Here is a 25728-nt window from a genome sequence, read left to right as displayed (position 1 = left end):
CGTCGATCACAGCGCGGCCTCCTTTTGCAGCAAGGGTGTTGAATCGACCCATTCGTCGCCCAGAAGTTCCGGGGTGTCGTAAGCGATCAGATTGGCGAAGTGGGTTTCGACATCTTCGGCAAACAGCGACGCCGCAATGCCGCGGACGAGACGGTCGGCACCGGCACTGACGGCTGGGATATCGCCGGAGACCTTACCGTGGGTCAGCATGGCGGCGTCGTTGAAGCAGTGAATGTGCGCCAGCATCGGGCAGGAGCCGGGGACGCGTTCGCGAAATTCGAAGGCAGGACCGAGATCGGGCGCGTCCGACATACCTGCGCGCGGCGGCCCCATATCGGGCGTATATCGCCCATCCGACCAGGTGCGGATATGTGGCGCGAGTGCTGCAAATTCCGGGCGACCGCTGAAATCGTTTGAAAATCCGGTTGCCGCGATCATGAAATCGTAGCGCATCGGCCCTTGTGTGGTTTCGACCAGAAGGCCTCCGGCATCTTCTTTTACCGCGACTATGCCGCAGTCGAGAAGGAACCGGGCATTCGCATGCCGAGACACCCGAAGCGTCGATGAACGCGGCGGGGGCGTCTGGGTGGAGGCGGTGTAGTCGAAGAACTTCCACTTCCAGGCATCAGGCAGGTGATAGATGCCGAGTACAACACCCGGGCTGCCGATACCGGTCAGCTTGTTGATGCATGGCATTTCCTTGCGCCGGATCAACATGTCGACTGCGCCGGCGCCGGCCTCGAGCGCCGTTGCGGCATTGTCCATAGAAGAGGCACCGGCGCCGATGACCGCCACGCGCTTACCTTTCAGCGCGTCGAAATCGATGTCGTCGGCAGAATGGGCCCAATAGGCGCGATCGATGCCCTTGAGGAAACCGGGCACGGCAAAACCGCCGAGACCGGACCGACCAGTGGCCAGAACGAGACGACGGGTGAGAACCCGGCCCGTTTCTGCGCCTTCGACATCGATCGCAATCAGATCACCAACGGGCGCGACGCCGGTCATGCGCACGCTGTTTCGGACCGGCAGAGCAAGAACCTTGCGGTACCAGACCAGGTAGTCCATCCACTGGCCCCTGGGGATTTTGTCCAGCGACTGCCAGGCCTCAGGTCCCCATTGTGCCGTAAACCAGGCGCGGAACGTCAGCTGCGGCAGCCCGAGCGACGGACCGTGGAGGGTCTTCGGCGAGCGCAGCGTCTGCATGCGCGCAAACGTTACCCATGGTCCTTCGAGCCCGGTCGGAGCGGCATCGTAGGCAACGACATTGGTTATCCCGGTCAGCACAAGCTTTGCCGTGGCAGCAAGTCCGCACATGCCGGCGCCGATCACTACGACGTCACGGACCGGGGCGCCATCGTGCGTGCGCTTGGGGACCCAAGGCTTGGCGGGCAGCTCGAGAAAGTCGAGATCCTGCGCGAGCTGGGCTTCCAGCGCGGCAAGGCCGCTCGATGCTGCCGGGGTGGGAATATGCTTCATATTCCCGTCCCGTTATTTGTGCCCGAGGCGGGATCGGTGACCAATTGGCCGGCCAAGGCCGGATCGAGTTTCCTGAAACCGGCAATCGACCGTTCAGCCACCGCTTCGACCGCATCCATCAACGCCTGCGCAACTGGGCGAAGGGGACGGTTTGCGGCAGCCACAACGCCCCAATAGAAGAGAACGGTTACGTCGAGAGGGCGAATGACGACACCGGGCAGGGGCACGCCGTATGCCGTGAGGGGATCGATGACAGCGGCAACCCCAGTCTGACGCACGATCTGCAAGGCGCCATAGGCAGTATTGGTCCGGATCATTGGGCCGGTGTCGATGCCGCGAGCCGCCAGCGCTTTGGCGACATGCAACTGAAAACGCAGTGGATTGAGCAGCGTGGCGACGCGGCGACCGGCAAAACCCGAAAGCGGCACGACATCAAGTTCAGCCAGCGGATCGTCCTCCCGCACGGCGGCAACGTCAGGCGCCGAGTACAACCGTAGAACATCCAGACCGGGCGTATCGAGCGGCAGGCTTGAAAACCCGATCTCGGCGCGTCCGCTGCGCACTTCCTGGGCGACAATCGAGGGAAGAAACTGCCCGAGATGCGTCTCGTGCGGAAGCTCGGCGCCTTGGAGCTCAGCCAGGGCCGTCGGGATCAAGCCGGTCCCGATCGCGGAGGTTGTGACAATCTGCAGGATCCGTCCCCTGCCGGCGGCGATCATCTTGGCTCGCGCTGCGAGTTCTGTGAAGGACATCAGCAGGCGCCGCGCTTCCTCCTCAAAGGCTACTCCCTCTTCAGACAATTGCACCCGTCGGCCGATCCGATGCAGCAACTCGAAGCCAAGCTCGGCCTCGAGATCCTGAATGGTGCGTGTCACCGCCGGCTGGGAACGCCCGAGCATGTCAGCCGCCTTGGTGATGCTGCCGCTGGCAGCGACCGCAAGGAAGGTCTGAAGATCCCGGGTTTCCATGTTCTGGCTTCATGCGCAATCCGTATGATTGACATCGTCTCATTCGTTTTTGATATATGTCAAGCGGAAACTAATGTTCATTGCGGGTTTGTGAATTGGCCGCTTCAGAGCCGGAATCCTTGTAGGAGGCGGACGAGGACGGCAGACACGGCTCCAATTTGCGAAACATCCTGATGAAAAACTTTCAGGTGACGACGGCAAGAATTCTGAAACCATAAAGCCTGCAACAGGAGGAATATTATGCGCGTGAGTATTCTGGGCGCCGGAGCAATTGCTTATGGCCTTGCCGCCTATTTGGCAGGATCGGGACATTCGCCAATGCTTTGGTCACCGTCGGGACAGCGCACCAGCGCGTTGGCTGCTGGCGAATTGTTAAAAGCGACGGGGGATATCGCGGCGACGGTACCGGTGCGCATTGCCAAGGATTGCAAAGACGCCATTGTCAACGCGGACGTGGTGGTGATTGCGCTTCCGGCTTACGGCCACAAGATGGTGATGGATGCGGCGGTCCCTCACCTGGCTGATGGAATTCCCGTCATCATCAGTTCGCATTGTTCCTTCGCGGCGCTGTATCTCTCCAAGCGGTTAGCCGAGCGCAAGGTCAGGTTGCCGATCGTCGTTTGGGGCACGACACTACTGACCGGCCGCCAGCTCGGACCAACCGAAGTCCATGTCACCACCATCCGCCAGAAGCTTGATGTTGCGACGCTGCCTTTCAGTTGCCAGGATCAAGGACACGAACTTTGCACGACCTTGTTCGGCGATCGTTTCGTCAAGCGCGACGGGATGCTTGCGATCGCGCTCAGCAACCTCAATCCGCAAAACCATCTAGGAATTGCCCTTCTTAATCTGACACGCATGGAAAAGGCCGAGCAATGGAGCCAGGGGGGAAACGTCACTCCTGCCGTCGGCCGCCTTATCGAGGCTCTGGATGCCGAGCGGTTGGCCATCGCTGCCCATTTCGGTATCGCGGTTCGCACCGTCAAAGAGCATTTTTCAGTATCGTTCCATGTTCCGATGGGAACGGTTTCGGAGATGAACCAGGAGATGGACCGCCAAGGCCGCGGCGGCTTTGGCCCGACAACCATCGAAAGCCGCTACATTCTCGAGGATGTCCCGTTCGGATTGCTGTCGACCGTACTATTGGGCAAGATTAGTGGGAATCCGGCGATACTCCACGAGTCTGGAGTTTCGATATTATCGGCGGCCTATGGTCGCGACCTCAAGGAAGATAATGATATTCTTCCTGCCCTTGGGATCGAAGGGTTATCAGACGTGGACCTCGCGAACCTTTCGCGTGAGGGATTCTAGACCGGGTGAATTGGTAAATGCCCACCTCAGCCAGGAAGAAATCCGCAACTTACGGATAATGTCGATGTTGCCGGCCGGGCCGCTGAGCCTAGTCGTGCGCAGTACGGTTTGAGGCCCACTGGTTGGCGCTCAACGAGCAGTCCTTGGATATGATGGTCTGCTCACGGAAGCCGCGAGTAGTATGTTAAGATGCCTCGTGGTTTCTCTGAATGTCTCCCGTACGGCGGGCCAACTTATTCGAAATCTGAGCACTTCAGTTGGACCTCCTGCCGGGCTGATTCGGCGTGTCGCTATAGTTCCGACCAATTCCTGGTTTCCTGCACCAAAGTTTGGCATTTGCAACATCTGCCACGGAAAGCGGATGGACAAGCCGCTTGCCCGAAGGAGACGCCGGCTGCCAAGACGCCGTCAGCAAAAAGGAAGGGAAGGGTGAAATTGCGCGTTCCCTCCGCCAATGAAAGACGGCCTGAAGACGTTCCCACCAGGGCCGCAACATGAAACGGCCGCTTCCGTCCCCATACCGGCCGGGCGACAATGCGCGCGTTGCAGACATATTGGGATCTGACTGCGAAGACTAGAAAGCGGACATTGTTCCGTCCAATTGCTACAACGAACAACTATTTGCCCTTCATACCGAGCTCGGCAGGACACGAACTCATGATGCATGACGATCAAGTGAATATCGACATCGATATCGCCCGCCAGTTGATCCGCGATCAATTTCCCCAGTACCGTCATGAGGACCTCACCACAGTCACATCGTCGGGAACCGTCAATGCGATCTTCCGCGTTGGCTCGAAGATCACTGCCCGGTTCCCGCTGAGGGCGATGAATCCGACCGAATGCGCCGATATGCTTCGGTCAGAGGCCGCTGCTATTGTTGAAATTGGGGAACATTGCTTGTTTCCGACGCCTCAACCAATTGGGCTCGGCGAGCCAGGTCCTCACTATCCAATGCCATGGGTATTACAAACGTGGATCGAAGGCGAGGTTGCCACGCGGCACGGGCTAATTGGTTCTTCGGCGTTCGCGCTAGACCTTGCACACCTCGTGGCATCGTTGCGCCAAGCGGACACACGGGGCCGACGCTTCGACGGGCAAGGACGTGGTGGACATCTCTCGGATCATGACGATTGGATGAGTGTTTGCTTTGAAAACAGCGAGGGTCTTCTTGATGTGGCTCGACTGCGCAATTTGTGGACTCGCTTCCGGGAGTTGCCATCCGCTGGGTCTGTCGTGATGAGTCATAGGGACCTTATCCCAGCAAACCTTCTCGTGCAGGGCGGGCGTCTTGTCGGAGTGCTTGATGGCGGCAGTTTCGGGCCAGCCGACCCGTCGCTGGATTTAGTAGCCGCGTGGCATCTTCTAGACCGCGAGCGAAGGGCGACCTTTCGGCGCGTCCTTCAAGTTGAAGATCTTTGGTGGAAGCGCGGTGTCGCTTGGGCATTCCAGCAGGCAATGGGTCTCGTCTGGTATTACCATCGCACCAACCCCGCAATGAGTGCGCTGGGGCGCAGCACGATCTCTCGCATTCTCGATGACCCGGACATCTGAATCGAGCAGACGGTCACCGGGTGGAGTACAATGCGGCTGCGGCCGGCAGGTCGATAACCGATGTTCGCGTCTTCCTACGAGGAGTCTCTGGGAACTAGAGTAGGTGGGTCGTCTCCTGGCCAGATCGGGCTCTGTAAGTCGCCCATCGTAAGGGTCGCCAGTGTCGACTTCCCCACCCTTCCAAGACATTCGCACGAAACCAAGCAGCTTCCAAAGCAGCCGATGAGGTGACCGCCGCTCCGGTTTCCCTTAACAGCGTCATTGGACAATCACCTGGAACGGCCGCTGATCTCGTTTGCGGCATGTTGAGCATCGAAACGATTGCGCAAACGTTTCGATTGCATTATCGTTTCGCCTAATCGCCAATCAGAACAAGAGCGGATGGGAAACACAGTGAGGGAGGAGCGCTTGCGAGCACCCCATTCGAGCCGCCATGCCGACAATGGCTGAAGTGGCGCGCCGCGCGGGCGTGTCGGTTTCGACCGTGTCGCATGTCGTCAACCGCACCCGTTTTGTATCGCCCGAGAAGGCGAAGCTCATCAACGACGTGATTGCCTCGATGGGCTATCAGCCTAATGAACTGGCGCGGTCTCTCAAGGTCTCGACGACCAACAGCGTCGGCCTGGCAATCTCGGCAATTTCCAATCCCTATTTCACCGACATCATCTGCGCAGTGGAGGCCGAGTGCGCGCGTCTCGGCCTCATGGTTTTCCTGTCCGACACCCAGGACGACCCGGATCGCGAGCTTTCGGTAGTTCGTGCGTTCCATCAGCGGCGGGTCGACGGCGTCATTCTGGCGCCATCGGGCGCGCCGCAGCGAGCGATCGACTATCTGGCCGAGAAGAAGCTGCCCTGCGTCTTGATAGACCGCTTGGCCGACGAGCGCTTCGACCAGATCGGCGTTGAAAACCATTCGGCAATGCGAGCCCTTATCGATCACGTCGCCTCCTTCGGCCACAAGCGGATCGGCTTCGTCGCTGGCCAGCCCGGCTTGGCGACGACCCGCGAACGCGTCGAGGCGTTCCGGTCTTCCCTGGCCGCCAACGGACTTGACTGCCTGCCGCGCTATTTGTCGGTCGGGAACGTAGACACCGCGTCCGCGACAGCATCGACCCGCGTCATACTGTCTTTGCCGTCGCCGCCCACGGCCTTGGTCACCGGCAACAACATGACGACGATCGGAGCAGTCCGCGCGATCCGCGAAATGGGCATGGCGATACCGGGCGATCTTTCGCTTGCCGGCTTCGACGACTTCGAGTGGGCCGATTGTTTCGAGCCGCGGCTGACGCTGGTGGCGCAGCCTTGCGCCGAGATCGGCCGGCAGGCGGCCGCTTTGCTCAGCGCTCGTATCGCATCCTCCGCGACGGAGCCGCGCACCGTCCGACTCCAAGCCACGCTTCATGCCCGCCAATCCTGCGCGAGGCCGAGATGAGCGCGCCGCTGCTTTCGGTCACCGGCGCGGTCAAGCGCTTCGGTGGTGTCCAGGCTCTGCGCGGCGTCGACTTCGAGCTCAGGGCCGGTGAAATCCACGCCCTTCTCGGTGAGAACGGCGCCGGCAAATCGACGTTGATGAACCTGTTGTCGGGCGTCTATGCGGCGGACGAAGGCGCGATTGAGATCGACGGCAAGCCAGTGCGCTTCAGCAATCCACGCGAAGCGCAGGGCGCCGGCATTGCCACCATCTTCCAGGAGCTCGATCTCGTACCGACGCTCGATGTGGCGTCGAACCTCTTCCTGGGCCGCGAGTTAATGCGCCCCGGCGGCTTGCTCGATGTGGCGGCGATGCGCCGCGAGGCCTACAGGCGGCTGGAAGCGATCGAACTCGCCATTGACCCGGCACGACTGGTCGCCGATCTCTCGATCGGCCAGCGCCAGGTGGTGGCGATCGTCAAGGCGCTGTCCTACGCGTCGCGCGTGCTGATCATGGACGAGCCGACGGCGGCCCTGACGGTGGGCGAAGTCGAAAGGCTGTTCGACATCATGCGCAAGCTCGCCGCCAGCGGCATCGGCATCATCTATATCTCGCACCGGCTGGAGGAAGTGCCCGAGATCGCAGACCGGGTGACGGTGATGCGCGACGGGCGCGTCGCCGGCGTCACCGAGCCGCACGCGCCGCAAGCCGAGTTGGTGCGGCTGCTGGTCGGGCGTCCGCTCGACGAGCTTTATCCCCAGCGCGCTAAAGCAGTCGGCCGGGCACTGCTCAGCTTGCGCGATGCAAGTTTCCGGCTGGCGCGCGACAGTGCCGGCTGGCAGGCCCCGACAGGGCTTTCGCTCGATGTGCATGAAGGGGAGATCGTCGGACTGGCCGGCATCATGGGGGCAGGGCGGACCGAACTTCTCAGCGCGCTTTACGGCACCGGCCTCTCCGGTCACTGGGAGGGCGATGTCGCCCTCGACGGCCGTCAGGTGAAGCTCAATTCGATCAGGGCGGCGCGAGCGGCCGGCATCGCCTTCGTCACGGACGACCGTCGCGGCAGCGGCCTAATGCTGAGGATGGCTGTCGGCCTCAACCTGGTCATGTCGGTGATCCGCCGCCTCTCGCCGGCCGGACTGATGTCGCCGGGCCGGCAGGCGGAGGCGGTGAAACAATCCTTCGGTCAGTTCGACATCCGGCCGAAGAACCCCGACATCGCCGTCGGCGCGCTTTCAGGCGGCAACCAGCAGAAGGTGGTACTGGCCAAGGAAATCTTAGGCAATCCGCGTCTGCTGCTGCTCGACGAACCGACGCGCGGCGTCGATGTCGGTGCCAAAGGCGAGATCTATGCGCGGCTGAGGCAACTGGCCGCTCAAGGGTTGGGCATTCTGGTCGCCTCCAGCGAAATGCCTGAGCTGATCGGCCTATGCGACCGCATCGTGGTGCTGCGCCAGGGGCGCAATGTAGCGGAATTCATCGGCGGCGTCGACGAGCACACGGTGCTGGCCGCAGCAAACGGCAAGGAGGCCTGATGTCTGACGAGACGACTTCGGTTGCAGGCGGCCCGTTGGCGGCAGCACCCGTGCATCGCGATCCGCTCGCTTTGGTCGTGCGCTTCCAGAGCTTGATCGGCCTGGTGCTGGTCGCGATCGGCGGCGTCATCTTCTCGCCGAGGCGCCATGGCGAGATCCTGTTCCTTGCGCCCGACAACATGGCCAACATCGTGCGCGCGGTGTCTGAGACCGGCATTATCGCAATCGGCATGACCTTCGTCATCATCACCGCCGGCATCGACCTCTCAGTGGGCGCCGTGCTCGGTCTCTCCAGCGTGGTTACCGCAACGATGATGATCTCCGGCGGCTTCGGGCTTATCCCGACCGTCCTCGCCGTGCTGGTAATGGGCACCGTCTTCGGCATGATCCAGGGCATGATTTCCAGCCGCTTTCGCCTCGAGCCGTTCATTGTCACGCTCGCCGGCCTGCAGGCGGCGCGGGGGCTCGCGCTGGTCGTTTCGGGCAACCAGTACATCAACATTTCCTATGGCGACGGTCCCGGCCTGGCGCCACCTGTTTTCGCGGTGCTGAGCGAGCGTCTGTTCAACAACACCGTGCCGGTGGCGACCATTGTCTTCATCGTCTTCGCCGCCATTGCCACCTTGGTACTGAACACGACGCGCTTCGGCCGCTATGTCTTTGCCGTCGGCGGCAACGAGCGGGCGGCGCGTATTTCCGGCGTGCCGGTCTCGGTGGTCAAGATGTCAGTTTATGCCATCACCGGCTTTGCCGCCGCCCTTGCCGGCATCGTTCATGCCGGCCAGTTCAATTTCGGCAGCGCCAATGACGGCATGGGCTATGAGCTCACGGCAATCGCAGCAGTGGTCATTGGCGGGACAAGCCTGTTCGGTGGGGCCGGCTCTATGGTCGGCACCGTCGCCGGGACTATCATGCTCGGCGCGCTCGCCAACATCCTTCAGCTCAACAACATTACCCCGGCCATGCAGTTGCTCGCGACCGCCGCGATCATCGTGCTGGCGGCAGTGCTTCAATCCCTTGTTCGCCGCCGCGAGGGTTTGGGCAGATAGCAGGCAGACGGCGAGCAAGTGGAAGGCGTTAAAAACCAAGGTCTGGCCGCAGCGGCCCCAAAAGGAGGAGAGAGAGCATGAGAACCATAGAACGAGGATCGTGGCGTGCCTGGCGGCTTGGACTGCTCGCCGGCACGTGCCTGTGCATGGCGGGCACCGCAGAGGCCGCCGACCCTATGGTCAAGGCCTGCGCCAAGGACGGCCAGTTCATCATTGGCTTTTCGCAGGCAAACAACGCCGAGCCCTACCGCCAGCATGTCAATGACGAACTGAGCGCGGCGGTCAAGGAAGTGTCTCAGTTCACGCTGCAGATCGCCGATGGCGCCGGCAACGTCAACACGCAGACATCGCAGGTCGACAACTTCATCACTCAAAAAGTCGATCTGCTCTTGATCTCGCCCTTCGAGGCAGCGCCCCTGACCCCGGCGGTGAAGCGCGCCATGGATGCCGGCATTCCTGTGATCGAGCTAGACCGCAAGACGGTAGGCGACCCAGGTAAAGACTACACCGCCTTCATCGGCGGCGACAATTACAAGATCGCGCTCGAAGCGGGCAAATACACCGCAAAGACCCTGCTCCCGGAAGGCGGCGAGGCAGCGGTGCTTGAAGGCCTGCCAAGTTCGACGCCGGCGGTGGAGCGACTCAACGGCTTCAAGGATGGTGTGAAGGAAAATGACAAGATCCAGGTGGTGGCCGAGCAGGCCGCCGACTGGGTGCCCGACAAAGCTCAGACCGCTTTTTCTGCCATGCTGCAAGCGCACCCCGACATCAAGGTGCTCTACGCCTCGAACGACATGATGGCAGCCGGCGCGCTGCTTGCAGCCAAGGGCGCGGGCAAGCAGGTCAAGATTATCGGCACCGACGGCCTGCCGGGCCCAGCCGGTGGCATCGAGGCCGTGGCCAAGGGCGACTGGGCGGCAACCTTCACCTACCCGACCGGCGCCAAGGAGGCGATCGAGATGTCGAAGAAGATTCTGCTTGATTGTGCTTCGTCGGTGGAGCCGACGGTGACGGTGGCCACGACCGCGATCACGCCAGAGAATGCCAAGCAGTTGATGGGGAAATGAGTTCAGAGCAAAAGTTGACAGGACAAGGCCCCCGTGAGGGGCCTTGTTGCGTATTGGGAGACGCCATGCAGCGCACGCACCGTGCCGAAGAGCCTGCCGATTCATCGCCTGGGAAATTAGCTAGTCTGATGGAAGGGTGGCACGCGCCGAATGAATAAGTTGTCCATGAGTAGATAGATTGCCGGCAACCGGACTTTCGCCAGGGCTCACGCCGGCCGATAGATCTGCGCCACCGCGCCCCCCGGAAATGCCTTCGAGCTTGTCAGCTTGAGAGACATCGGCGCGGCGACTTCGGAGAACAGCGGCAGGCCTTTGCCCAGCGCCACGGGCACCACCATCAGGGCGAGCTGGTCGACCAGTCCCTGAGCGACGAGACTGCGGGCAAAGCTCACTCCGCCGTGCGCGATGATCGGCTTGCCCTCTTGGGCTTTTCAACGTCCCGATTTCCTCCGCCATGTCACCGCTCGCCACATAGGCCTCCGCCCAACTTTCACCACCGGGCTGCAACTCCGCAAGCCGTCCTGTTCCCGCATTGACGGCGCGCGCCTCATCCAGCGCTGCCGTCGTGTTCGGAGCTGTGCAAAGACCGGTTCTCGGGGCGCCATGCGCTTGGAGCTTGAAACCAGTCGAAAAGCGCCATATGTTTTGCACAGTAAATGCGGCTGCTAATATGACAGGGAACTCCATGGGGCAGGCCCTCAAGAAATCCGTACAGAAGGAACCCCTGGTTTTGTCCTATATGGACCGGGCCGGGAAAATTGCCGTTGACCAGGTGGCCGACAGCTTTGGAATGTCCAAGGGTCAGTTGGCTCAGACGGCCGGGCTTGCCCGCGAAACCCTCTATCGGCTGGAGCGCAGCCGAACGGCCAAGACGCAGGGCCGTCTGCGCGAGATGCTCGAGATCATCAGCCGCGTGACGGATTGGGCGGGAGGCAAGGAACAGGCCATGGCCTGGTACCGAGCCCAGCCGCTGCCGGCATTCGGTGGACGGACCGCCGAAGCCCTCGTGAAGGACGGCAAGGCCGCTGCTATTCGCGACTACCTCGATCACATGGCCCTGGGTGGCTTTGCTTGAGGTTTGTCGGAACCTGCTACCGGGCGCATGATCCACGTTGGGCATTCAAGCCGAGTTCCGGTGATGGAGCGGCGATCAGGGGCGCTCGATTCAATCCCAAAGGTGTGCCCGCGCTATATCTGGCGCTGACCGTCATGACAGCTGTCAAGGAAGCCAACCAGGGCTTCGCGCATCGCATCGACCCCTGCGTGCTGTGCTCTTATGAGGTGGACTGCGAGGACATCACTGATCTGACAACCGAGCGGGGGAGGGGAGAATCTTCTGTCACGCTTGCGGACATGGGCAGCGCCTGGGCCACGGCTCTCAGCAACGGAGAGCGACCTGCATCCTGGTCCATCCATGACCGGCTGCGGCCTGAAGGCATCGCTGGAATTCTGGTGCCGAGTTTTGCTCCGGGCGCGGAGACGGAAGACCGCAATCTGGTGCTATGGGACTGGGGCCCCGATCTTCCGCACAAAGTGAACGTGTTCGATCCGAGCGGTCGGTTGCCGAAAGACCAGCTGTCCTGGCGATGAAACAGGCCTGGAGGCTCCGGGGCTGCCCGAATGGCAGAAACCAGTCTGTTGGCGCTCAGGGTGAAGGCGTTCGCGCGAACCTGAGCGGCGGAATAACGGCAGAGGAGGGGTTTTTTGCCTCGAGGTCGGAAGCCCTGGTCAGGTTGATGCGGAAGCGATGTCTGCGGCGCTGACAGCGGCGGGTCATCTCCGAGGAGGTATGGCCGAGCTGTTTTTGCACATCGCGTTCGTCGACCTCGGCCGACGAGGCGAGGTCAGCGCGCAGCGAGTGGCCGGCGAATTTGACGATGCGGGCTGGCTCCCACGCCCTGCATCGCCAGCGACCGATCGCGAGCACCTGCTGCTCTGTCTAGGTGCAGAATAGGAGCCGCGTCTACAACTGCTCGCGGCGCCAATGGCGCCCAAAAGGCATTCGTCGACGAAGCTGGTGCACGACGAGGCATTGAGCATCCACGGCCTGCGGCGCCTCTACGCGTTGATGACCCGAAGCCGCCTTACGCATTGCCTGTTGACCCAGGCATATCTTCTCTGTCCGCACAAAAGGCATACAGTGGTATAAACAAGAGATATCGTCGGTTTCCAATCTGATAACCGGATGAAGGGAGTTGAGTGATGTTCACGAACAGCAAACGTTTTTCGCGCCGTCGGTTCCTCGGCGTCAGCGCCGGCGCCCTCGCAGCCGGCCCGTTGGGCCCGTTTGTGCGAGCGGCACGCGCGCAGGTGACGACATTCAAGGCCGGCGTTATCACCTCGCTGTCGGGCGAGAACATCCTCGGCGGCAACCTGACCAAACGCGGTTACGACCTATGGGCCGAGGCCATCAACGCCAAGGGTGGGGTTGAAGTCGCCGGCGAGCGCTTCAAGGTCGACATGTTCTACGGTGACGACCAAAGCAACCCCGCGACCGGCGCCGATGCCGCCGAGCGCCTGATCGTCCAGAACGAGGTCGACGTGTTATTCGGCCCCTACACCAGCGGCTCGACTATCGCCGTGCAGCCGATCTGCCAGAAGTACCAGGTGCCGATGATTTCCGGCTCCGCGGAATCGCCAAACGTCTGGAAGGCCAAGCCGGAATTCAACTTCGGCATCATCCCGGCCGTGGACACCACTGCGGGCAAATCGCTGGCCGTGCTGGCGAAACTGTCTAACCCCATGGCCAAGACGATTGCTGTGATCGGCGTCAACGAACCCTTCTCGAAGGAAACCGGCGAAGGTTTTCGCGACGGTGCCAAGGAGGCCGGATTGGAAGTCGTCGCTTACGAATTGGTGCCGGCCTCGGGCGACCTTACCCCCGTCATCTCTAAGATCGCAGCGCTCAATCCCGATATCGTCGCCGTCGGCGGCCATGAGGAGCCGCTGATCAATGTTGTCAAGACCTCCAAGTCGCTGAACTTCCGGCCCAAGGCGCTGATAATGCACTATGGCGTCACCGACCCGGCCTTCGCCCAGGCGCTCACCGCGGACGCCGACGGCACCTGCGGCGTCTCCGTGTGGCTGCCGTCAGTTCCATATAAGGACGACCTCTTCGGCACCGCAATGGAGTTTGCCGAGATGGCGCAAAAGAAGTCCGGGCACGAGCCCGACTATACCGAAGCGGCCTGCGCGGCCAGCGGTCTCGTTTTCGGCGATGCCGTCAAGCGGCTTGGCAAGAAGCCGGGGCTCACGCCCGAAGACAGGGTGGCTCTTAAGGACGCGATAGCCGCGACCGACATCCAGACCTTCTACGGACCGATCAAGTTCGAGAAGGAAGGCATCCACTACCACGACAACGTCCAGCCGGTGCCGGTGCTGATCCAGATTCAGGGTGGCAAGACCGTAGCGGTGGGGCCGAAAGAGGCCGCGGCAGCGGACCTCACCTACCCGCTGCCAGCTTGGAAATAGCCGGTTCTGGACAGGGTGCGGGCGGGCCTCGTCGCCATCACCCTTGCCCGGCGCAATGACGGTGGTTGCGCGTGCTCGGAAAATGACGGACCATGCTATCGTGTGTACGGCCGCTTTGCCGCGGCACTCCGCTCTTTCGTTGGCTGACGGACGGTTCCCGCGTTGGATCTATTCCTACAGACCTTGCTGAACGGCCTTCTGATCGGCGGCGTCATCGCCACTTTTACGATCGGTTTCCAGCTCGCTTTCGGCGTGCTGCATGTCATCGATTTCGCGGTGGGCGGCTGGGTCGTGCTGGGCGGCTATCTCGGCTACTACATGGGTGTCGGACTGGGTGTCGACGGATTCCTGGCGATCCCGGTGGCCTTCGTGCTGTTCGGCGCCATCGGCTATCTGATCGGGCCGATCCTCTACAATGTCCGCAACAGCCGCACGGCGCGGCCGGAATTGATGGCGCTGGCGTTGACCTTCGGCCTCTTCACGCTGCTGCGCGGCGGCATGCTGACCGCGTGGGGCTTCAATACCCACAGCGTGCCGACCGTGTTGAGCGGCGAGAGCCTCGCCGTCGGGCCCGTGACGGTGCCACTGATCCGCGTGGCCGCGGCGGTCTTCGCGATCGCCATCGCCGGCGGACTGTTCCTGTTCCTCTACCGCACCCGCTATGGGTTGGCGATCAGAGCGACGGCTGAAAACCGGCAGAATGCCGCACTGATGGGCGTCAACATCCGCCGCCTCAGCGCCACTGTTTACGGGCTCTACGCAGGCATCACTGCCATGGCCGGCGTACTAATGGGTGCAATCTTTTCAGTGAACCCGGAGGTCGGCCTGCGCTATACTCTGTTCGCATTTTTCGTGGCTGTGCTTGCCGGCTTGGGCTCCGTCAGCGGTGCCCTTGTCGCCGCGCTGCTGCTCGGCGTCATCGAAGCCTTCGTCGCGACCTATGTCGGGTCGAGCTATTCGCTGCTGGCGATCTTCGCCACCCTATTCCTCGTCCTTCTCGTGTCTCCGCGCGGGATCCTGCGGCACGGCTTGTGAGGCGGGACATGAAGCCACGCTGGGCCGGCCTCCTCCTGCTGATCGCCGTAATCGTTGTGTTGGCGCTGCTGCCGATGCTGGTCAACAACTACTGGCTGCGCATTGCCACTGGCGCGCTGATGTGGGCGGGGCTGGCCTGCTCCTGGAACATGCTCGGCGGCTATGCCGGCTACATCAATTTCGGCCATTCGGCCTTCTTCGGGCTCGGCGCCTATGTTACGGCGCTGCTGATGGGCGACAGGCTCGCCTGGCCCTTCTTCGCCACCCTCCCGGCCGGTATCGTGGTGACGGCGCTGTTTGCCATCGTCATCGGCGCGCCGACGCTGCGCCTGCGCGGCGCCTATTTCGCCATAGCCACCTGGGCCTTCGCCGAGGTGCTCATACAGTTCGCCTCGGTGATGGACTTCACCGGCGGCATTGGCGGCATTGGGCTGCCGCCCTTTCTTGACGAGCGCTTCTTCTACTTCGCCATGTTCGGCACGGCTGCGCTCACCTATCTCATTACGTGGGCGCTGTTCGAGCGCTCGCGTTTCGGGCTGAAGGTCAAGGCGCTGCGCGATCATGAGCCGGCGGCCGAGGCTATCGGTATCAACACTTCGCTGGTCAAGCTGCAGACCTTCGTGCTCAGTGCCGTCACCGCCTCGGTATTCGGCGCGATCTTCGCCTACTGGGTCACGTTCATCAATCCGAAAAGCGTCTTCGGCGGCGACATCACCGATCAGATGGTGGTGATGGTGCTGCTGGGCGGGCTGGGCAGCCTGTGGGGGCCGGCGTTGGGCGGTGTGGCGCTCTTTGTAGTAAACCGCATCATCTGGATGTACTGGGGTGACACCGCCTTCTATATCGCCATATTGGGCGCGGCCATCGTGCTGGTGGTGCTGTTCCTGCCAAACGGCATCGCCGGCCTGTTTTCGAGGCGCGTAGCCAAGTCTGGCGCCGTGCTGGACAAGGCGGTCGGCAATCTTGTCGGCGGCGGCCCGGGACGGCCCAGTTGAGCGCCGCCGAGGGCAAAACGGCTGGCACCGGCGAGCCTATTCTCGTCGTGCGCGAACTCCACTGCCATTTCGGCGGCATCAAGGCCGTCAACGGTGTCTCCCTTGACGTCGGTCGGCGCGAGATCGCCGGCCTGATCGGACCTAACGGGTCTGGCAAGTCGACTCTGTTCAACCTAATATCGGGCACGGTGACGCCGGATCGTGGCCAGATCCGCTTCGACGGTCACGAAATCGGCGGCCGAAAGGCTCACGCGATCGCGCGGCTGGGGCTTGCTCGCACCTTCCAGATTCCGGCCATGTTCGACAATATGAGCGTCACCGAAAACCTGCTGGCGGCTGCGGCCGAGGGCCACTGGCAGGGCGCGCGCGAACGGGCGGCCGATACGCTGGCGCTGCTCAAGCTGGAGCATGTCGCAGACAACCGCGCATCCGATCTTTCGGGCGGCCAGCAGAAACTGCTGGAGTTCGGGCGCGTTGTGATGCGCCAGGCCTCGCTCATTCTGCTCGACGAGGTGACGGCGGGCGTGCATCCCAGCATCCGCAGGATCATCGTGGATGCCATCGCGCGGCTGCGCGAGCGCGGCACCACCGTCCTGGTCATCGAGCACGACATGGAAATGGTGCGGAACGTGTGCGACCGCATAATCGTCATGGATGCGGGCCGTGTCGTGGCCACAGGGCCTTTCAACGACATCGTTCGCAATTCGGAGGTTATGCAAACCTATCTGGGGCGGCCGCAATGAGCACCACGCTCACCGCCGACAACATCGTTACCGGCTACGGCAAGCAGGAGATCGTCCATGGCGTCTCGCTGAGCGCGGAAGCTGGCAAGATTACCTGCATCTTCGGGCCGAACGGCAGTGGCAAGTCGACCCTACTCAAGGCCATTGTCGGCGCGCTGCCGGTGTGGAGCGGCACGGCGAGCCTGGGCGAATCAACACTTTCCAACCTTGCCGTCCATGAAGTGGTGCGCCAGGGGCTGGTGTTGATGCCGCAGGGCGGCGGTGTGTTTCCGCGCCTGACAGTGATAGAGAATTTGCGCATGGGTGGCTACGCCATCGCGGACCGGCGGATAGTCGAGCAGCGCATCGAGGCGCTGATCGAGCAATATCCCTCTTTGGCACGGCGGCGCCGGACCGCGGCCGGTTCGCTTTCGGGCGGCGAGCAGGCAATGCTTGCGCTGGCGCGGGCGCTGGTTTCGGAACCGCGCTTCATTCTGCTGGACGAGCCTTCCGCCGGATTGTCGCCGGCCATGGTCATCGAGACGCTCGAACGCATTACCACCCTCACCGCGCACGGCATCGGCATTGTGATGGTGGAGCAGAACATCCGCGAGGCGATGCCGATTGCGGACAAGCTTTACATCCTGGCGGCCGGCGAAAAGCGCTTCGAGGGGACGCGTCGGGACGTGCGCGACGACCGGCAGATCATGGAAATCTATATGGGGGGAGCGTGAGAGAAGCGGTCGACACCCCAGCGCGAGTTTGCAAGTGCCAAATGTGGCTTGGCGGCTAGTTGTAAGAAGGCGGTCATTTTCGGCAGTCAATTGGGAGAATGATCAGGCTGAGATCGGTTGTCGTACAGAAGTTCAAGTCTGCTGCTCAGAACCTGAACACTCGCCTATGGCCGAGCCCCACCCTGTGCAGCGCCTCGCTGCCGAGCCACATCTGCGTCTCGGTATTGGTTCGGTCATAGCCCGGCGCGATCCGATCCAGGCTTGCCGTGGTTCAATCGGTACGCGGTCGTCTTCCGACTTCGCTTCGACAGCAGTGTGTTTCCGCTCCGCAGCTTCTTGCAGTTCCGTCGTGCCTAAATCGTTCGTGGACATGGTTTTCTCCGGTTTCTGCTTATTGAGGGTGCAGCAAACCGCACCGCCACAAGCCAGGGGCCGCATCGGGCAAACTCCCCAATCTCACGTCGGAACTATGGGGAATTTCACCCACGGCCGCGTTGGGAAAGACTCTAGAGAAAAGGTCGAAGGCTCAAGAACGCAAGCTAAGTCATTGCATCGCAGTGGCTTTTCGCATTTTTACTTGCAAATGGCGGACATGAACTTAGACGAAATTGGCGGGCTCTCAGTCGGCTTCCGCCCCCCTTCGGCGTCTTCATCCGGTACGGTTTCATCAAAGATGACCGACCAGACAACATCCATCAGCCTGCGGCGCCTCGACGCCATGATCGTCGCTTGGGGGGAAGGCCGGACTGGCGCCCTGAGCATTTGTGGCGCAACTGCGACCCATGGCATGTGCATGGAATGGCGCGAACACACCGTCCTCGGGCAAGGTGCGGCAAGCTATCATGTCACGATGATAGTCATCAATTCGCCCTTCTGCCGTGCAGACTTTGGTCTTCCGCTTGATTGGCGCGAACGCGACTTCCTATTCCAAGCGCGCTCGAATGCTTAGGCTCAGGTTTAAGGTGGCGCCGCATTGCGGTCTGGGCAATCAAGGGTTGAGCCTTCCTCACATGGAGAAGGCTGATCGCCAACGCCGCCATAACGTTCAACGAGTTTTGCGAATCCGTAGGCGAAGGCGGAAAGAAGCGCCAGGATAACCACTATTCGGATGGCCATAGGGGATCGTAACAGGATCCCACATTGGATGTCGCAATTCCTCCGCTGCCGGTAGTGCGTCAGTTTGAAATTTGACCTTTGCCGTGTCGCATCCGGTCCCGGCTCCTATATGCTTAGCGAAGGTACGCAGGAGACGTGGGTCATGAGCGTGACGTCTGGTAAGCCCGAGCATGTCGCTACCGCTTTTGCGAACGCTTGGAACCGGCATGACATGGATGAGTTTGCGTCTCTGTTCGCTTCCGATGCTAATTTCGTTAACGTCGTAGGTGTTTGGTGGAAGAACCGATCCGAGATCGAAGCGGCGCACCGAGCCACCCATGATACCATGTTTCGGGATAGCCGATTAGAAGGCGATATCTCGTCGGTTGTGGAATTGGCTCCGGGGCTTGCTGCTGTTCATTACACTTGGACCCTAACGGGAGCATTTGCTCCTGACGGCTCCCCGGCCGGGGTTAGGAAAGGCATATTGCTTCTGATTGCCCAAGAAGGGCAGTCGGGATGGCGAATCAAGGTGGCTCAGAACACGGATATTGTTCCAGGCGCAATCGCACCAGCCGGCTCAAAAGGCTAGCTCGCGCCAACCGGAGGCGGAACAGGGCGTCCACCAGCGAGTCTGACCACCAATACGTATGCGTGTCGGAATGCCGAATTCGACTGCTTTGATCCTCATCACCGAGGCCGTCAGCGCCACGCGTGCCGAATTCCTGGTCTTCGCCAAGGCCCATGGCGCCATGGACCTGAGGGTACCGGCCGAGGTGCGCGTCGTTGCGAAAGTGCCTGTCCTCAGCTCAGGCAAGCTCGATTACTCCGCCGTGACCAAAATGGTGAGCGGCGAAGACATGAAAACCCGAGCGGCTTGACATAGCCGACTGAGGAAGTCGGCCTGTTTGCCCAATCACATGCAACCAAGGTCGTCTTGGCTCAAAGGTAGCCTTTGGCCGAGGTCGGTTCTGAATTGAAGCCGGCCTACATCTATCATGAAGTGAACGGCAGTTTTGCGCTTCAATATCGACCGCAGAGGCGGATTTTGCTTTCGCCCAAAGCAGACATCGCAGCTGACCATGCTGAAGGTCGAGCTCGCACCACCTGCCGACCTCAGCACCTCTAAGCGCAAACGTATGGTGTGATGCACCGATGCGCGCCCGTAGGCCATCTCGCTGTTACATCGCCGTGACAAAAGCACCGCCACAGTGGCGTCAACCGGTTACACAGGGCAGGAAATATCTCCGGCCTTCTGGGAGTGACGTGTCAGCGTCTCCAAAGGCTGCGTGGGCGCGGCGACTGGAACGCTCCACGCCTCGCAAGTGGGATAGCGAAATCTCGTGAAGGCAAGATCAAGCTGCGTTCTCCGTTCTGTATCGGCAACGGCCGGCGACTGGGAAAGATAGATACGATGCACGTGGGGCGTCAGGAAGTTGGCAGGACACAGACGCGGGGCGGCCCCCGTGCAAGCGCTTGGCTGAGCGGTGCAATGACCACGCAGCGCCACCTCGCAGCGATCATGGCTTGCGACGTGGTCGGCTATTCGCGCCTGACGGAGCGCGACGAGCGCGGCACCCTCGAGCGGCTGAAGATCTACCGCAAGGACCTTCTCGAACCGCTGGTCTCCGTGCACCAGGGTCGGATCGTCAAGCTCACCGGCGACGGCATGCTGTGCGAGTTCGCGAGCGTCGTTAACGCGGTGACCTCGGCGATGGCGATCCAGCAGGCCCTGGCAGAACACGAGGCGGAGATGCCCGAGGAAGAGCGGATTCGCTTCCGCATCGGCGTCAATCTCGGCGACGTGGTCTGCGAGGAGGACGGCGACCTCTACGGCGACGGGGTCAACATCGCCGCCCGCCTCGAAAGCATCGCCGATCCCGGCACCGTGGTCGTCTCGGGCACCGCCTACGACCATCTTCAGGGCAAGCTCGATTGCGGCTTCACGCCGCTCGGCAACCTGCGCCTCAAGAACATCGAGCGGCCCGTGCGCGCCTACCGCGTCGAGACCGACGCCAGCGCCTCGGTGGCTGCACCGCCTCCCTTGCCCGAGAAACCCTCGATCGCGGTTCTGCCTTTCACCAATATGAGCGGCGACCCGGACCAGGAATACTTCGCCGACGGGCTGGTGGAGGACATCATCACGGGATTGAGCCGGGTGAACTCGTTCTTCGTGATCGCCCGCAACTCGTCCTTCACCTACAAGGGCCGGGCGGTGGACCTGCGCCAGGTCGGGCGCGAGCTGGGAGTCCGCTACGTGCTAGAAGGCAGCATCCGCAGAGCAGGATCGCGGGTGCGCATCAGTGGGCAGTTGGTGGACGCGATCAGCGGACACCATGTCTGGACCAACCGCTTCGAGGGCGACGTGAGCGACATCTTCGACCTGCAAGACAAGGTGACCGAGAGCGTCGTCGGCGCAGTCGAACCGAGCATCCGGCTGCAGGAGATCAAGCAGGCGCGCATGAAGCCGACCGAGTACATCAGCGCCTACGACCTCTACCTTCGCGCGCTGCCGCGCTTCTACAGCATGACGCGCGAAGGCTTTGCCGACGTGCGCCGGCTCACCAACGAGGCGCTCAGCATCGACCCTGGCTTCACCTTGGCGAAGGCACTCGGCGCCTATATCCGCAGCCTATCCGTGAGCCAGTGCTGGCACCAGCCTGACGATATCCGAGTCGCCGCGCGCATGGCGCGCGAGGTACTGGCAGAAGCGCGCGACGACCCCACGAGCCTACGCTTCGCCGCGCAGGTGATTGCCTACAGCGCGAAGGACTACGAGATGGCGCTGCGCACGATCGAGCGATCCCTGCTGCTCAACCCCAATTCGGCGCAGGGCCATACGGGCAGCGGCTGGGTCAACGCACATTCCAGCCGCCCGCTAGTCGCCATCGAGCACTTTCACAGGGCAATGCGGCTGAGCCCGGTCGACCCCGAAAAGGGCATCGCGCTCTCCGGCATCGGGATGAGCTACCTGATGCTCGAGCGCTACGAGGAAGCGCTGGCATGGGGAGAACGCGCGCTGCACGAGATGCCGAACTACGGCTCCTCGCACCGGGTGGTGATCATGGCGCTGGTCAAACTCAACCGGCTGGACGAGGCGCAGGCGGCGGCGCGGCGGCTTATGAAGGCGTTCCCGACCTACACGCTCACCCTGCAGAGACAGATCAACCCGTGGCTGGACGAGATCTTCGCCGAGCGTTACGTCGAGGCGCTGGGCATCTCCGGCGTGCCGGAGTGATCGTCGCGGTTGCAAAGATGCCCGGCGAGGCGACGTTCCCTTGACCCGCGTCGCTTCTGGAAGGCCAGTTCTCTGGCGGCTTGTCTTAGGACTGAGCGCGTAGAGCAGCCGTGAACAGCCGGCGAGCTCTCTGTTGAATTCGCGTCGAACTTTCGGTTTCGATCCGCTTCTTATACGGCAACAGGCAACCTCCGGGCGGTTCAGATCCTGCTTGGGCACACCGAGATCGAGAATACGGTTCGCATCCGGATGTCGAGGTCGGGGACGCGCTCACACTCGCCGAGGGAACCGAGATCTGATCACGATGGCCTCTCGAATTCGCCGAGAGGCCATCGTGTTCTGAAAAGCCACCGCTCAGTTACGGGGCTGGATTTCAGCAGTGCGCCGCATCACAGCCGTTCGGCAGGGAAGATGGTCATCCCGAAAGCCGCCGGTCCACTGTCGCCCATCAAAAGCGGAACCATGCGGCGTTGAGGCGCTAGGCGAATTTGCGCCTCGTCTCGGCCGTTGCGACGAGCTCTGCCACTTCCTGAAAGCGCACGCTAACGGCGATCACAAGCCAGATCCGGCCGAGCACCCAGAAGGAAAGCGCCGACCGGAGCAGCAGCCAGAGATGCGGTGTTGGCATTTTCAGGCCCCCTGAATTCGGCCCGGCTAAGTTGATGGAAAAGTTCGAACAGGCGCCAGGCATTGATCGGCAGCAGCATCAGTTCCAACAGGCTCAGGGATAAGCTGCCGATGGGGGTGCCATAGGCAAAGCACAAACAGCTCAGCACCGCCGTGATGTGCAGCCACAGCATGGCTTTCATTGAGTAGATGAGAACGGTGAAGAACCTCCGAGGAAGTCGATCGTCTCGGGCCGACAAGGCGAAGGTGCGCGGCGATACATGAGTCTGGTCGGCATCGATCCACAGAATGAATGCTTGACCTCAAGTTAACTTAAGCTTGTACGATTCGGCTATACGGATTGAAGGAGCATCGGCAATGCTGACCAACATTGATCTTCAGGGACTTCGTGTAGCAGTCACGGGCGGCACGTCCGGTCTAGGACTGGCGCTTGTCCGGCAACTTGCCAGAGAGGGTGCGTTCGTCGCCTTCGTTGCACGCACTGCCGCGAGCGTCGAACGCGTCGCTGACGAGACGGGCGCACATGGCATTGTCGGCGACGTCGGCAAAAAGGCCGACATCTACCCGATCGCGTTGCAGGTCACCGCGAGCCTAGGTGTTTAGTCCCGGCATTTGCTGGAGCGGATTAAATTTGAAGCGTTCGGGCTGTGCGGCCCAAACCTTGCAGATGAACTCATAGGGTGTGAGGCCTTTGAGGGTCTTGAGCCTGCGGCCGAAATTGTAGGCCGAGATGAAGTCGGCAAGGTGCTGGCCGAGCTGGCCGTGGCTCTCATAGTAGAAGCGTCTGACGGTTGCATCCTTGATAGTCCTGTTCATTCTCTCGACTTGGCCGTTGGTCCACGGATGCCTGACCTTGGTCGTGCGGTGCTCGATGTCGTTCCTGGCGCAGGCGTATTCGAAGGCGTGAGCGCGGAAGATCTCGCCATTGGCGATTGCCTCCTTGATCAGCGGCACCGCCGAGCCACCGGCACCAGGGGTGGTGAACTGGATGCCGTTGTCGGTAAGCACGGTATGGATCTTGTAGGGGACGGCCGCGATCAGCCGCAGTAGAAAGTCTCTCGATACAGCGGTGGGGGCCTTCTCATGCAACTCGACGAAGGCGAACTTCGAGGTGCGGTCGATGGCGACAAACATGTGCAGCTTGCCCTGCTCGGTCCTGACCTCGGCAATGTCGATGTGGAAGTAGCCGATCGGGTAGCTCTTAAATTTCCTCTTCGTCGGTTTGTCGCCCTCGACATCCGGCAGCCGGCCGATGCCATGGCGTTGCAGGCAGCGATGCAATGAAGACCGCGTCAGGTGCGGAATGGTCGCCTGAAGCGCATAGAGGCAGTCGTCGAGCGGCAGCAGCGTATAGCGGCGGAAAGCGACAATGACCGCCTCCTCCTCAATCGAGAGCACCGTCGATCTCGGTTCCTTCGGACCAGTCGGCAGATCGGCGACCGAAGCGCGCCTCTTCCACTTCGCGACCGTCTTCTGGTTGATCCCGTAGCGCCTGGCCAGCGTCCTCAGGCTCTCTTGACTATGCTGTATCGCTCGACGGACCGCCTCTGTCGTTGTGGCGCTCCCATGCAGAACCTGGCCCATAGCGCATCCTTTGATTCGGAAGATAAGGATGCCCCATCAAAGTCCGGGATCAAACACCTAGGCGGGCTCGACGTTCTGATCAACAATGCGTCGAGCCTCGGGCCCCTCCCACTGGCGCTCCTCGCCGATACCGAGTGCGAGGAGCTGGAAAAAGCGCTCGCGGTCAACCTCGTCGGCGCGTTCCGGCTGACGAAAGCACTGTTCGGTGCACTTGCCGCGTCCGCGCGCGAGGGCCGTGGCGCGCTGGTGATCAACATCTCCAGCGACGCGGCGGTGAACGCCTATCCCGGCTGGGGTGCGTATGGCGCGAGCAAGGCCGCTCTTGCTCACCTGACGGCGATTTGGGACGAGGAGGCGAAGGCCGACGGCATACGGCTCCTCGCGCTCGACCCCGGCGATATGGACACCCCGCTGCACGCTCTCGCGGTGCCTGATGCCGATCCGACGACCTTGAAGCGCCCCGAACTGGCTGCTGCCGAGATCATCGAAAAGATCCTCGACGCGTTGCCGGCCGGCGCAACACTTCGCGCCGGGGCACATGCATGATTGCCGCCTCCGGCCCCGATCGGCGCCCCGCCAGGCTGTTGGTCGTCGAGGCGGACGGCACGATGCGCGACCTGCCGCGCAGTGAACTCGCGACACTGTTGGATGCCGGCGATCTGGTAGTCGCCAACGACGCCGCGACCTTGCCTGCCAGCTTGCGCGGCACGCATATCCCCAACGACAAAGCGATCGAGATCCGCCTGGCAGGCTGGCTGTCACTTCCCGATCCAACCCGCTTCGTAGCGATTGCCTTCGGCGCAGGCGATCACCGGATGCGCACAGAAGACCGGCTCCCTCCGCCTCGGTTGTCACCAGGCGATCACCTTCGGCTCGGTCCGCTTGAAGCCATCGTAGAGCGCCTTCTCGATCACCCCCGCCTTATCGAGTTGCGCTTCCCAGGCAGCCGCGCAGCGGTGCTTGCAGGACTGGCGCAGCACGGCAGGCCGATCCAATATGCGCATGTTCACGAACCGTTGGCACTTTGGAATGTTTGGACGAAGATTGCCGCCGGGCCGGTCGCGTTCGAAGCGCCATCGGCAGGCTTCGCACTCGACTGGCGCACGCTCCAGGCCTGGCGTCGGCGCGACGTGGGCTTCGCAACACTCACTCATGCCGCGGGCGTGTCTTCCGCCGGCGACCCCGCGCTCGACTTGCGCCTCCCTTTCGACGAGCCGTACCGCATCCCCGGGCACACCGCGGCGCAGGTCGCGCGGGCGAAGCTCCGCGGCAGCCGCATCATCGCAATCGGCACGAGCGTGGTGCGCGCGCTTGAGGCAGCTGCCTACCCCGACGGCAATGTGCCTGCCGGAAATGGCATTGCGACAGGGCGCATCGCGCTGGGCACGCCACTTCGCCTGGTCGATGCAATTCTGACAGGCGTCCACCAGCCCGGCGAAAGCCATTTCGAGCTGCTGCGCGCCTTTGCCGACGATGCTCTGCTCGCCAAGGCCTCCGCAGCCTTCGCCGAGCACCGATATCGCACGCATGAATTCGGCGATTCCATGCTGCTCAATCGCCAACGGCTGGATCGATCGCGCGAACAGAAGCGACCGAAGTGCGCGAAAGGAAGCCTCAACTCTAGGCGACCCGATGATCTTGGTTTGCCAGGCTTTCGAAAACGACATTTTGATTAAATAATTCATCTAAAACAACTATTTTGACACTAGTAATTTCGACTCTAGGGGTCCGGAGTTCGGATTTCGCCGCCGGGAGTCACGCGCGAGCTGCGGCTGAGACGCGGTTAGGCCCGCGCCCTGTGCCGCCCGGCGGTGATCGCCACCACTGCCTATTCGCCGCGCCAGGGGCTGAGCCGG

Annotated in this window: 25 protein-coding genes and 2 pseudogenes; 21 read left to right on the top strand and 6 right to left on the bottom strand. The window is 61.8% G+C overall.

The features are described from left to right. Positions 1-6 precede the first annotated feature (6 nt). Both RQ479_RS12425 and RQ479_RS12420 read right to left on the bottom strand, forming a co-directional pair. On the bottom strand, positions 7-1476 hold the full coding sequence (locus tag RQ479_RS12425) for an NAD(P)-binding domain-containing protein (protein WP_376705288.1): 1470 nt from the start codon (positions 1474-1476) through the stop codon (positions 7-9). Further along, positions 1473-2444 carry a LysR family transcriptional regulator gene (locus RQ479_RS12420; RefSeq protein ID WP_376705287.1) on the bottom strand — a complete coding sequence of 324 codons (972 nt, stop codon included), beginning with the start codon at positions 2442-2444 and terminating at the stop codon, positions 1473-1475. The genes RQ479_RS12425 and RQ479_RS12420 overlap by 4 nt, the downstream gene beginning before the upstream one ends. 240 nt (positions 2445-2684) lie before the next feature. Between RQ479_RS12420 and RQ479_RS12415 the strand changes: the two genes are divergently transcribed. From RQ479_RS12415 to RQ479_RS12390, 6 genes are all read left to right on the top strand, one after another. Continuing rightward, a complete protein-coding gene (locus tag RQ479_RS12415; protein ID WP_376705286.1) occupies positions 2685-3755 on the top strand; it encodes an NAD/NADP octopine/nopaline dehydrogenase family protein in 1071 nt (356 codons plus the stop codon). Positions 3756-4412: 657 nt separating this feature from the next. Beyond that, on the top strand, positions 4413-5309 hold the full coding sequence (locus RQ479_RS12410) for an aminoglycoside phosphotransferase family protein (RefSeq protein ID WP_376705285.1): 897 nt from the start codon (positions 4413-4415) through the stop codon (positions 5307-5309). A 433-nt stretch (positions 5310-5742) separates the two neighbouring features. Further along, positions 5743-6741 (top strand): LacI family DNA-binding transcriptional regulator, encoded by a 999-nt coding sequence (locus RQ479_RS12405; RefSeq protein ID WP_376705284.1) that lies wholly within the window; start codon positions 5743-5745, stop codon positions 6739-6741. Beyond that, entirely contained in the window at positions 6738-8255 is a 1518-nt protein-coding gene (locus tag RQ479_RS12400) for a sugar ABC transporter ATP-binding protein (RefSeq protein ID WP_376705283.1), read from the top strand. The genes RQ479_RS12405 and RQ479_RS12400 overlap by 4 nt, the downstream gene beginning before the upstream one ends. Continuing rightward, entirely contained in the window at positions 8255-9304 is a 1050-nt protein-coding gene (locus tag RQ479_RS12395; protein WP_376705282.1) for an ABC transporter permease, read from the top strand. The genes RQ479_RS12400 and RQ479_RS12395 overlap by 1 nt, the downstream gene beginning before the upstream one ends. A 77-nt stretch (positions 9305-9381) precedes the next feature. Further along, the gene (locus tag RQ479_RS12390; protein WP_352464118.1) at positions 9382-10371 is read left to right on the top strand and encodes a substrate-binding domain-containing protein; all 990 of its coding nucleotides are present in this window, start codon (positions 9382-9384) and stop codon (positions 10369-10371) included. Positions 10372-10577: 206 nt separating this feature from the next. Here the strand turns inward: RQ479_RS12390 and RQ479_RS12385 are convergent, their stop codons facing one another. Beyond that, entirely contained in the window at positions 10578-10763 is a 186-nt protein-coding gene (locus RQ479_RS12385; RefSeq protein WP_352978079.1) for a dihydrofolate reductase family protein, read from the bottom strand. Positions 10764-11056: 293 nt separating this feature from the next. On the opposite strand from RQ479_RS12385, the gene RQ479_RS12380 reads away from it, so the two are divergent. Further along, entirely contained in the window at positions 11057-11446 is a 390-nt protein-coding gene (locus RQ479_RS12380; RefSeq protein WP_352718783.1) for an MbcA/ParS/Xre antitoxin family protein, read from the top strand. Then, positions 11443-11961, top strand: a complete 519-nt coding sequence (locus RQ479_RS12375) for an RES family NAD+ phosphorylase (protein ID WP_352718784.1) — start codon at positions 11443-11445, stop codon at positions 11959-11961. The genes RQ479_RS12380 and RQ479_RS12375 overlap by 4 nt, the downstream gene beginning before the upstream one ends. Before the next feature lie 121 nt (positions 11962-12082). Here the strand turns inward: RQ479_RS12375 and RQ479_RS12370 are convergent. Next, positions 12083-12262 (bottom strand): annotated as a pseudogene (locus RQ479_RS12370) (integrase); the annotation flags it as partial. A 311-nt stretch (positions 12263-12573) separates the two neighbouring features. On the opposite strand from RQ479_RS12370, the gene RQ479_RS12365 reads away from it, so the two are divergent. The 10 genes and pseudogenes from RQ479_RS12365 to RQ479_RS12320 all read left to right on the top strand — a co-directional run. Next, positions 12574-13842, top strand: a complete 1269-nt coding sequence (locus RQ479_RS12365; RefSeq protein ID WP_376705281.1) for an amino acid ABC transporter substrate-binding protein — start codon at positions 12574-12576, stop codon at positions 13840-13842. 162 nt (positions 13843-14004) lie between these two features. After that, complete coding sequence (locus tag RQ479_RS12360) at positions 14005-14877, top strand: branched-chain amino acid ABC transporter permease (protein WP_376705280.1); 873 nt, start codon at positions 14005-14007, stop codon at positions 14875-14877. An 8-nt stretch (positions 14878-14885) separates the two neighbouring features. Further along, on the top strand, positions 14886-15872 hold the full coding sequence (locus RQ479_RS12355; RefSeq protein WP_376705279.1) for a branched-chain amino acid ABC transporter permease: 987 nt from the start codon (positions 14886-14888) through the stop codon (positions 15870-15872). Continuing rightward, on the top strand, positions 15869-16615 hold the full coding sequence (locus RQ479_RS12350; protein WP_292656652.1) for an ABC transporter ATP-binding protein: 747 nt from the start codon (positions 15869-15871) through the stop codon (positions 16613-16615). The genes RQ479_RS12355 and RQ479_RS12350 overlap by 4 nt, the downstream gene beginning before the upstream one ends. Beyond that, on the top strand, positions 16612-17328 hold the full coding sequence (locus RQ479_RS12345; RefSeq protein ID WP_376705278.1) for an ABC transporter ATP-binding protein: 717 nt from the start codon (positions 16612-16614) through the stop codon (positions 17326-17328). Before RQ479_RS12350 ends, RQ479_RS12345 begins: the two co-directional genes overlap by 4 nt. Before the next feature lie 349 nt (positions 17329-17677). Next, positions 17678-18277, top strand: a complete 600-nt coding sequence (locus RQ479_RS12340; RefSeq protein ID WP_376705277.1) for a hypothetical protein — start codon at positions 17678-17680, stop codon at positions 18275-18277. Between the two features lie 309 nt (positions 18278-18586). Further along, complete coding sequence (locus RQ479_RS12335; protein ID WP_376705276.1) at positions 18587-19015, top strand: SgcJ/EcaC family oxidoreductase; 429 nt, start codon at positions 18587-18589, stop codon at positions 19013-19015. 70 nt (positions 19016-19085) lie between these two features. Then, positions 19086-19304, top strand: a complete 219-nt coding sequence (locus RQ479_RS12330; protein ID WP_376705275.1) for a hypothetical protein — start codon at positions 19086-19088, stop codon at positions 19302-19304. A gap of 611 nt (positions 19305-19915) precedes the next feature. After that, on the top strand, positions 19916-21661 hold the full coding sequence (locus RQ479_RS12325) for an adenylate/guanylate cyclase domain-containing protein (RefSeq protein ID WP_376705274.1): 1746 nt from the start codon (positions 19916-19918) through the stop codon (positions 21659-21661). Between the two features lie 162 nt (positions 21662-21823). Then, positions 21824-21960, top strand: a pseudogene (locus tag RQ479_RS12320) (integrase); the annotation flags it as partial. A 243-nt stretch (positions 21961-22203) separates the two neighbouring features. Here the strand turns inward: RQ479_RS12320 and RQ479_RS12315 are convergent. Further along, entirely contained in the window at positions 22204-22470 is a 267-nt protein-coding gene (locus tag RQ479_RS12315; protein WP_376705273.1) for a hypothetical protein, read from the bottom strand. 175 nt (positions 22471-22645) lie between these two features. Here RQ479_RS12315 and RQ479_RS12310 point away from each other — a divergent pair, with 175 nt between their 5' ends. Continuing rightward, a complete protein-coding gene (locus RQ479_RS12310) occupies positions 22646-22891 on the top strand; it encodes an SDR family NAD(P)-dependent oxidoreductase (RefSeq protein ID WP_376705272.1) in 246 nt (81 codons plus the stop codon). Here the strand turns inward: RQ479_RS12310 and RQ479_RS12305 are convergent. Further along, positions 22880-23872 (bottom strand): IS481 family transposase, encoded by a 993-nt coding sequence (locus tag RQ479_RS12305; protein ID WP_376705271.1) that lies wholly within the window; start codon positions 23870-23872, stop codon positions 22880-22882. The genes RQ479_RS12310 and RQ479_RS12305 overlap by 12 nt on opposite strands. Here RQ479_RS12305 and RQ479_RS12300 point away from each other — a divergent pair. Further along, a complete protein-coding gene (locus tag RQ479_RS12300; RefSeq protein ID WP_376705270.1) occupies positions 23855-24418 on the top strand; it encodes an SDR family NAD(P)-dependent oxidoreductase in 564 nt (187 codons plus the stop codon). The genes RQ479_RS12305 and RQ479_RS12300 overlap by 18 nt on opposite strands. Beyond that, positions 24415-25548, top strand: coding sequence for an S-adenosylmethionine:tRNA ribosyltransferase-isomerase (locus RQ479_RS12295; RefSeq protein ID WP_376705269.1), 1134 nt, complete (start codon positions 24415-24417; stop codon positions 25546-25548). The genes RQ479_RS12300 and RQ479_RS12295 overlap by 4 nt, the downstream gene beginning before the upstream one ends. Positions 25549-25728 lie beyond the last annotated feature (180 nt).

Source organism: Mesorhizobium sp. ISC25 (assembly GCF_042295465.1).
Classification (GTDB): Bacteria; Pseudomonadota; Alphaproteobacteria; order Rhizobiales; family Rhizobiaceae; genus Mesorhizobium.
Note: the sequence above shows the minus strand (reverse complement) of the source record. Positions and strands in the feature narration are given on the sequence as shown.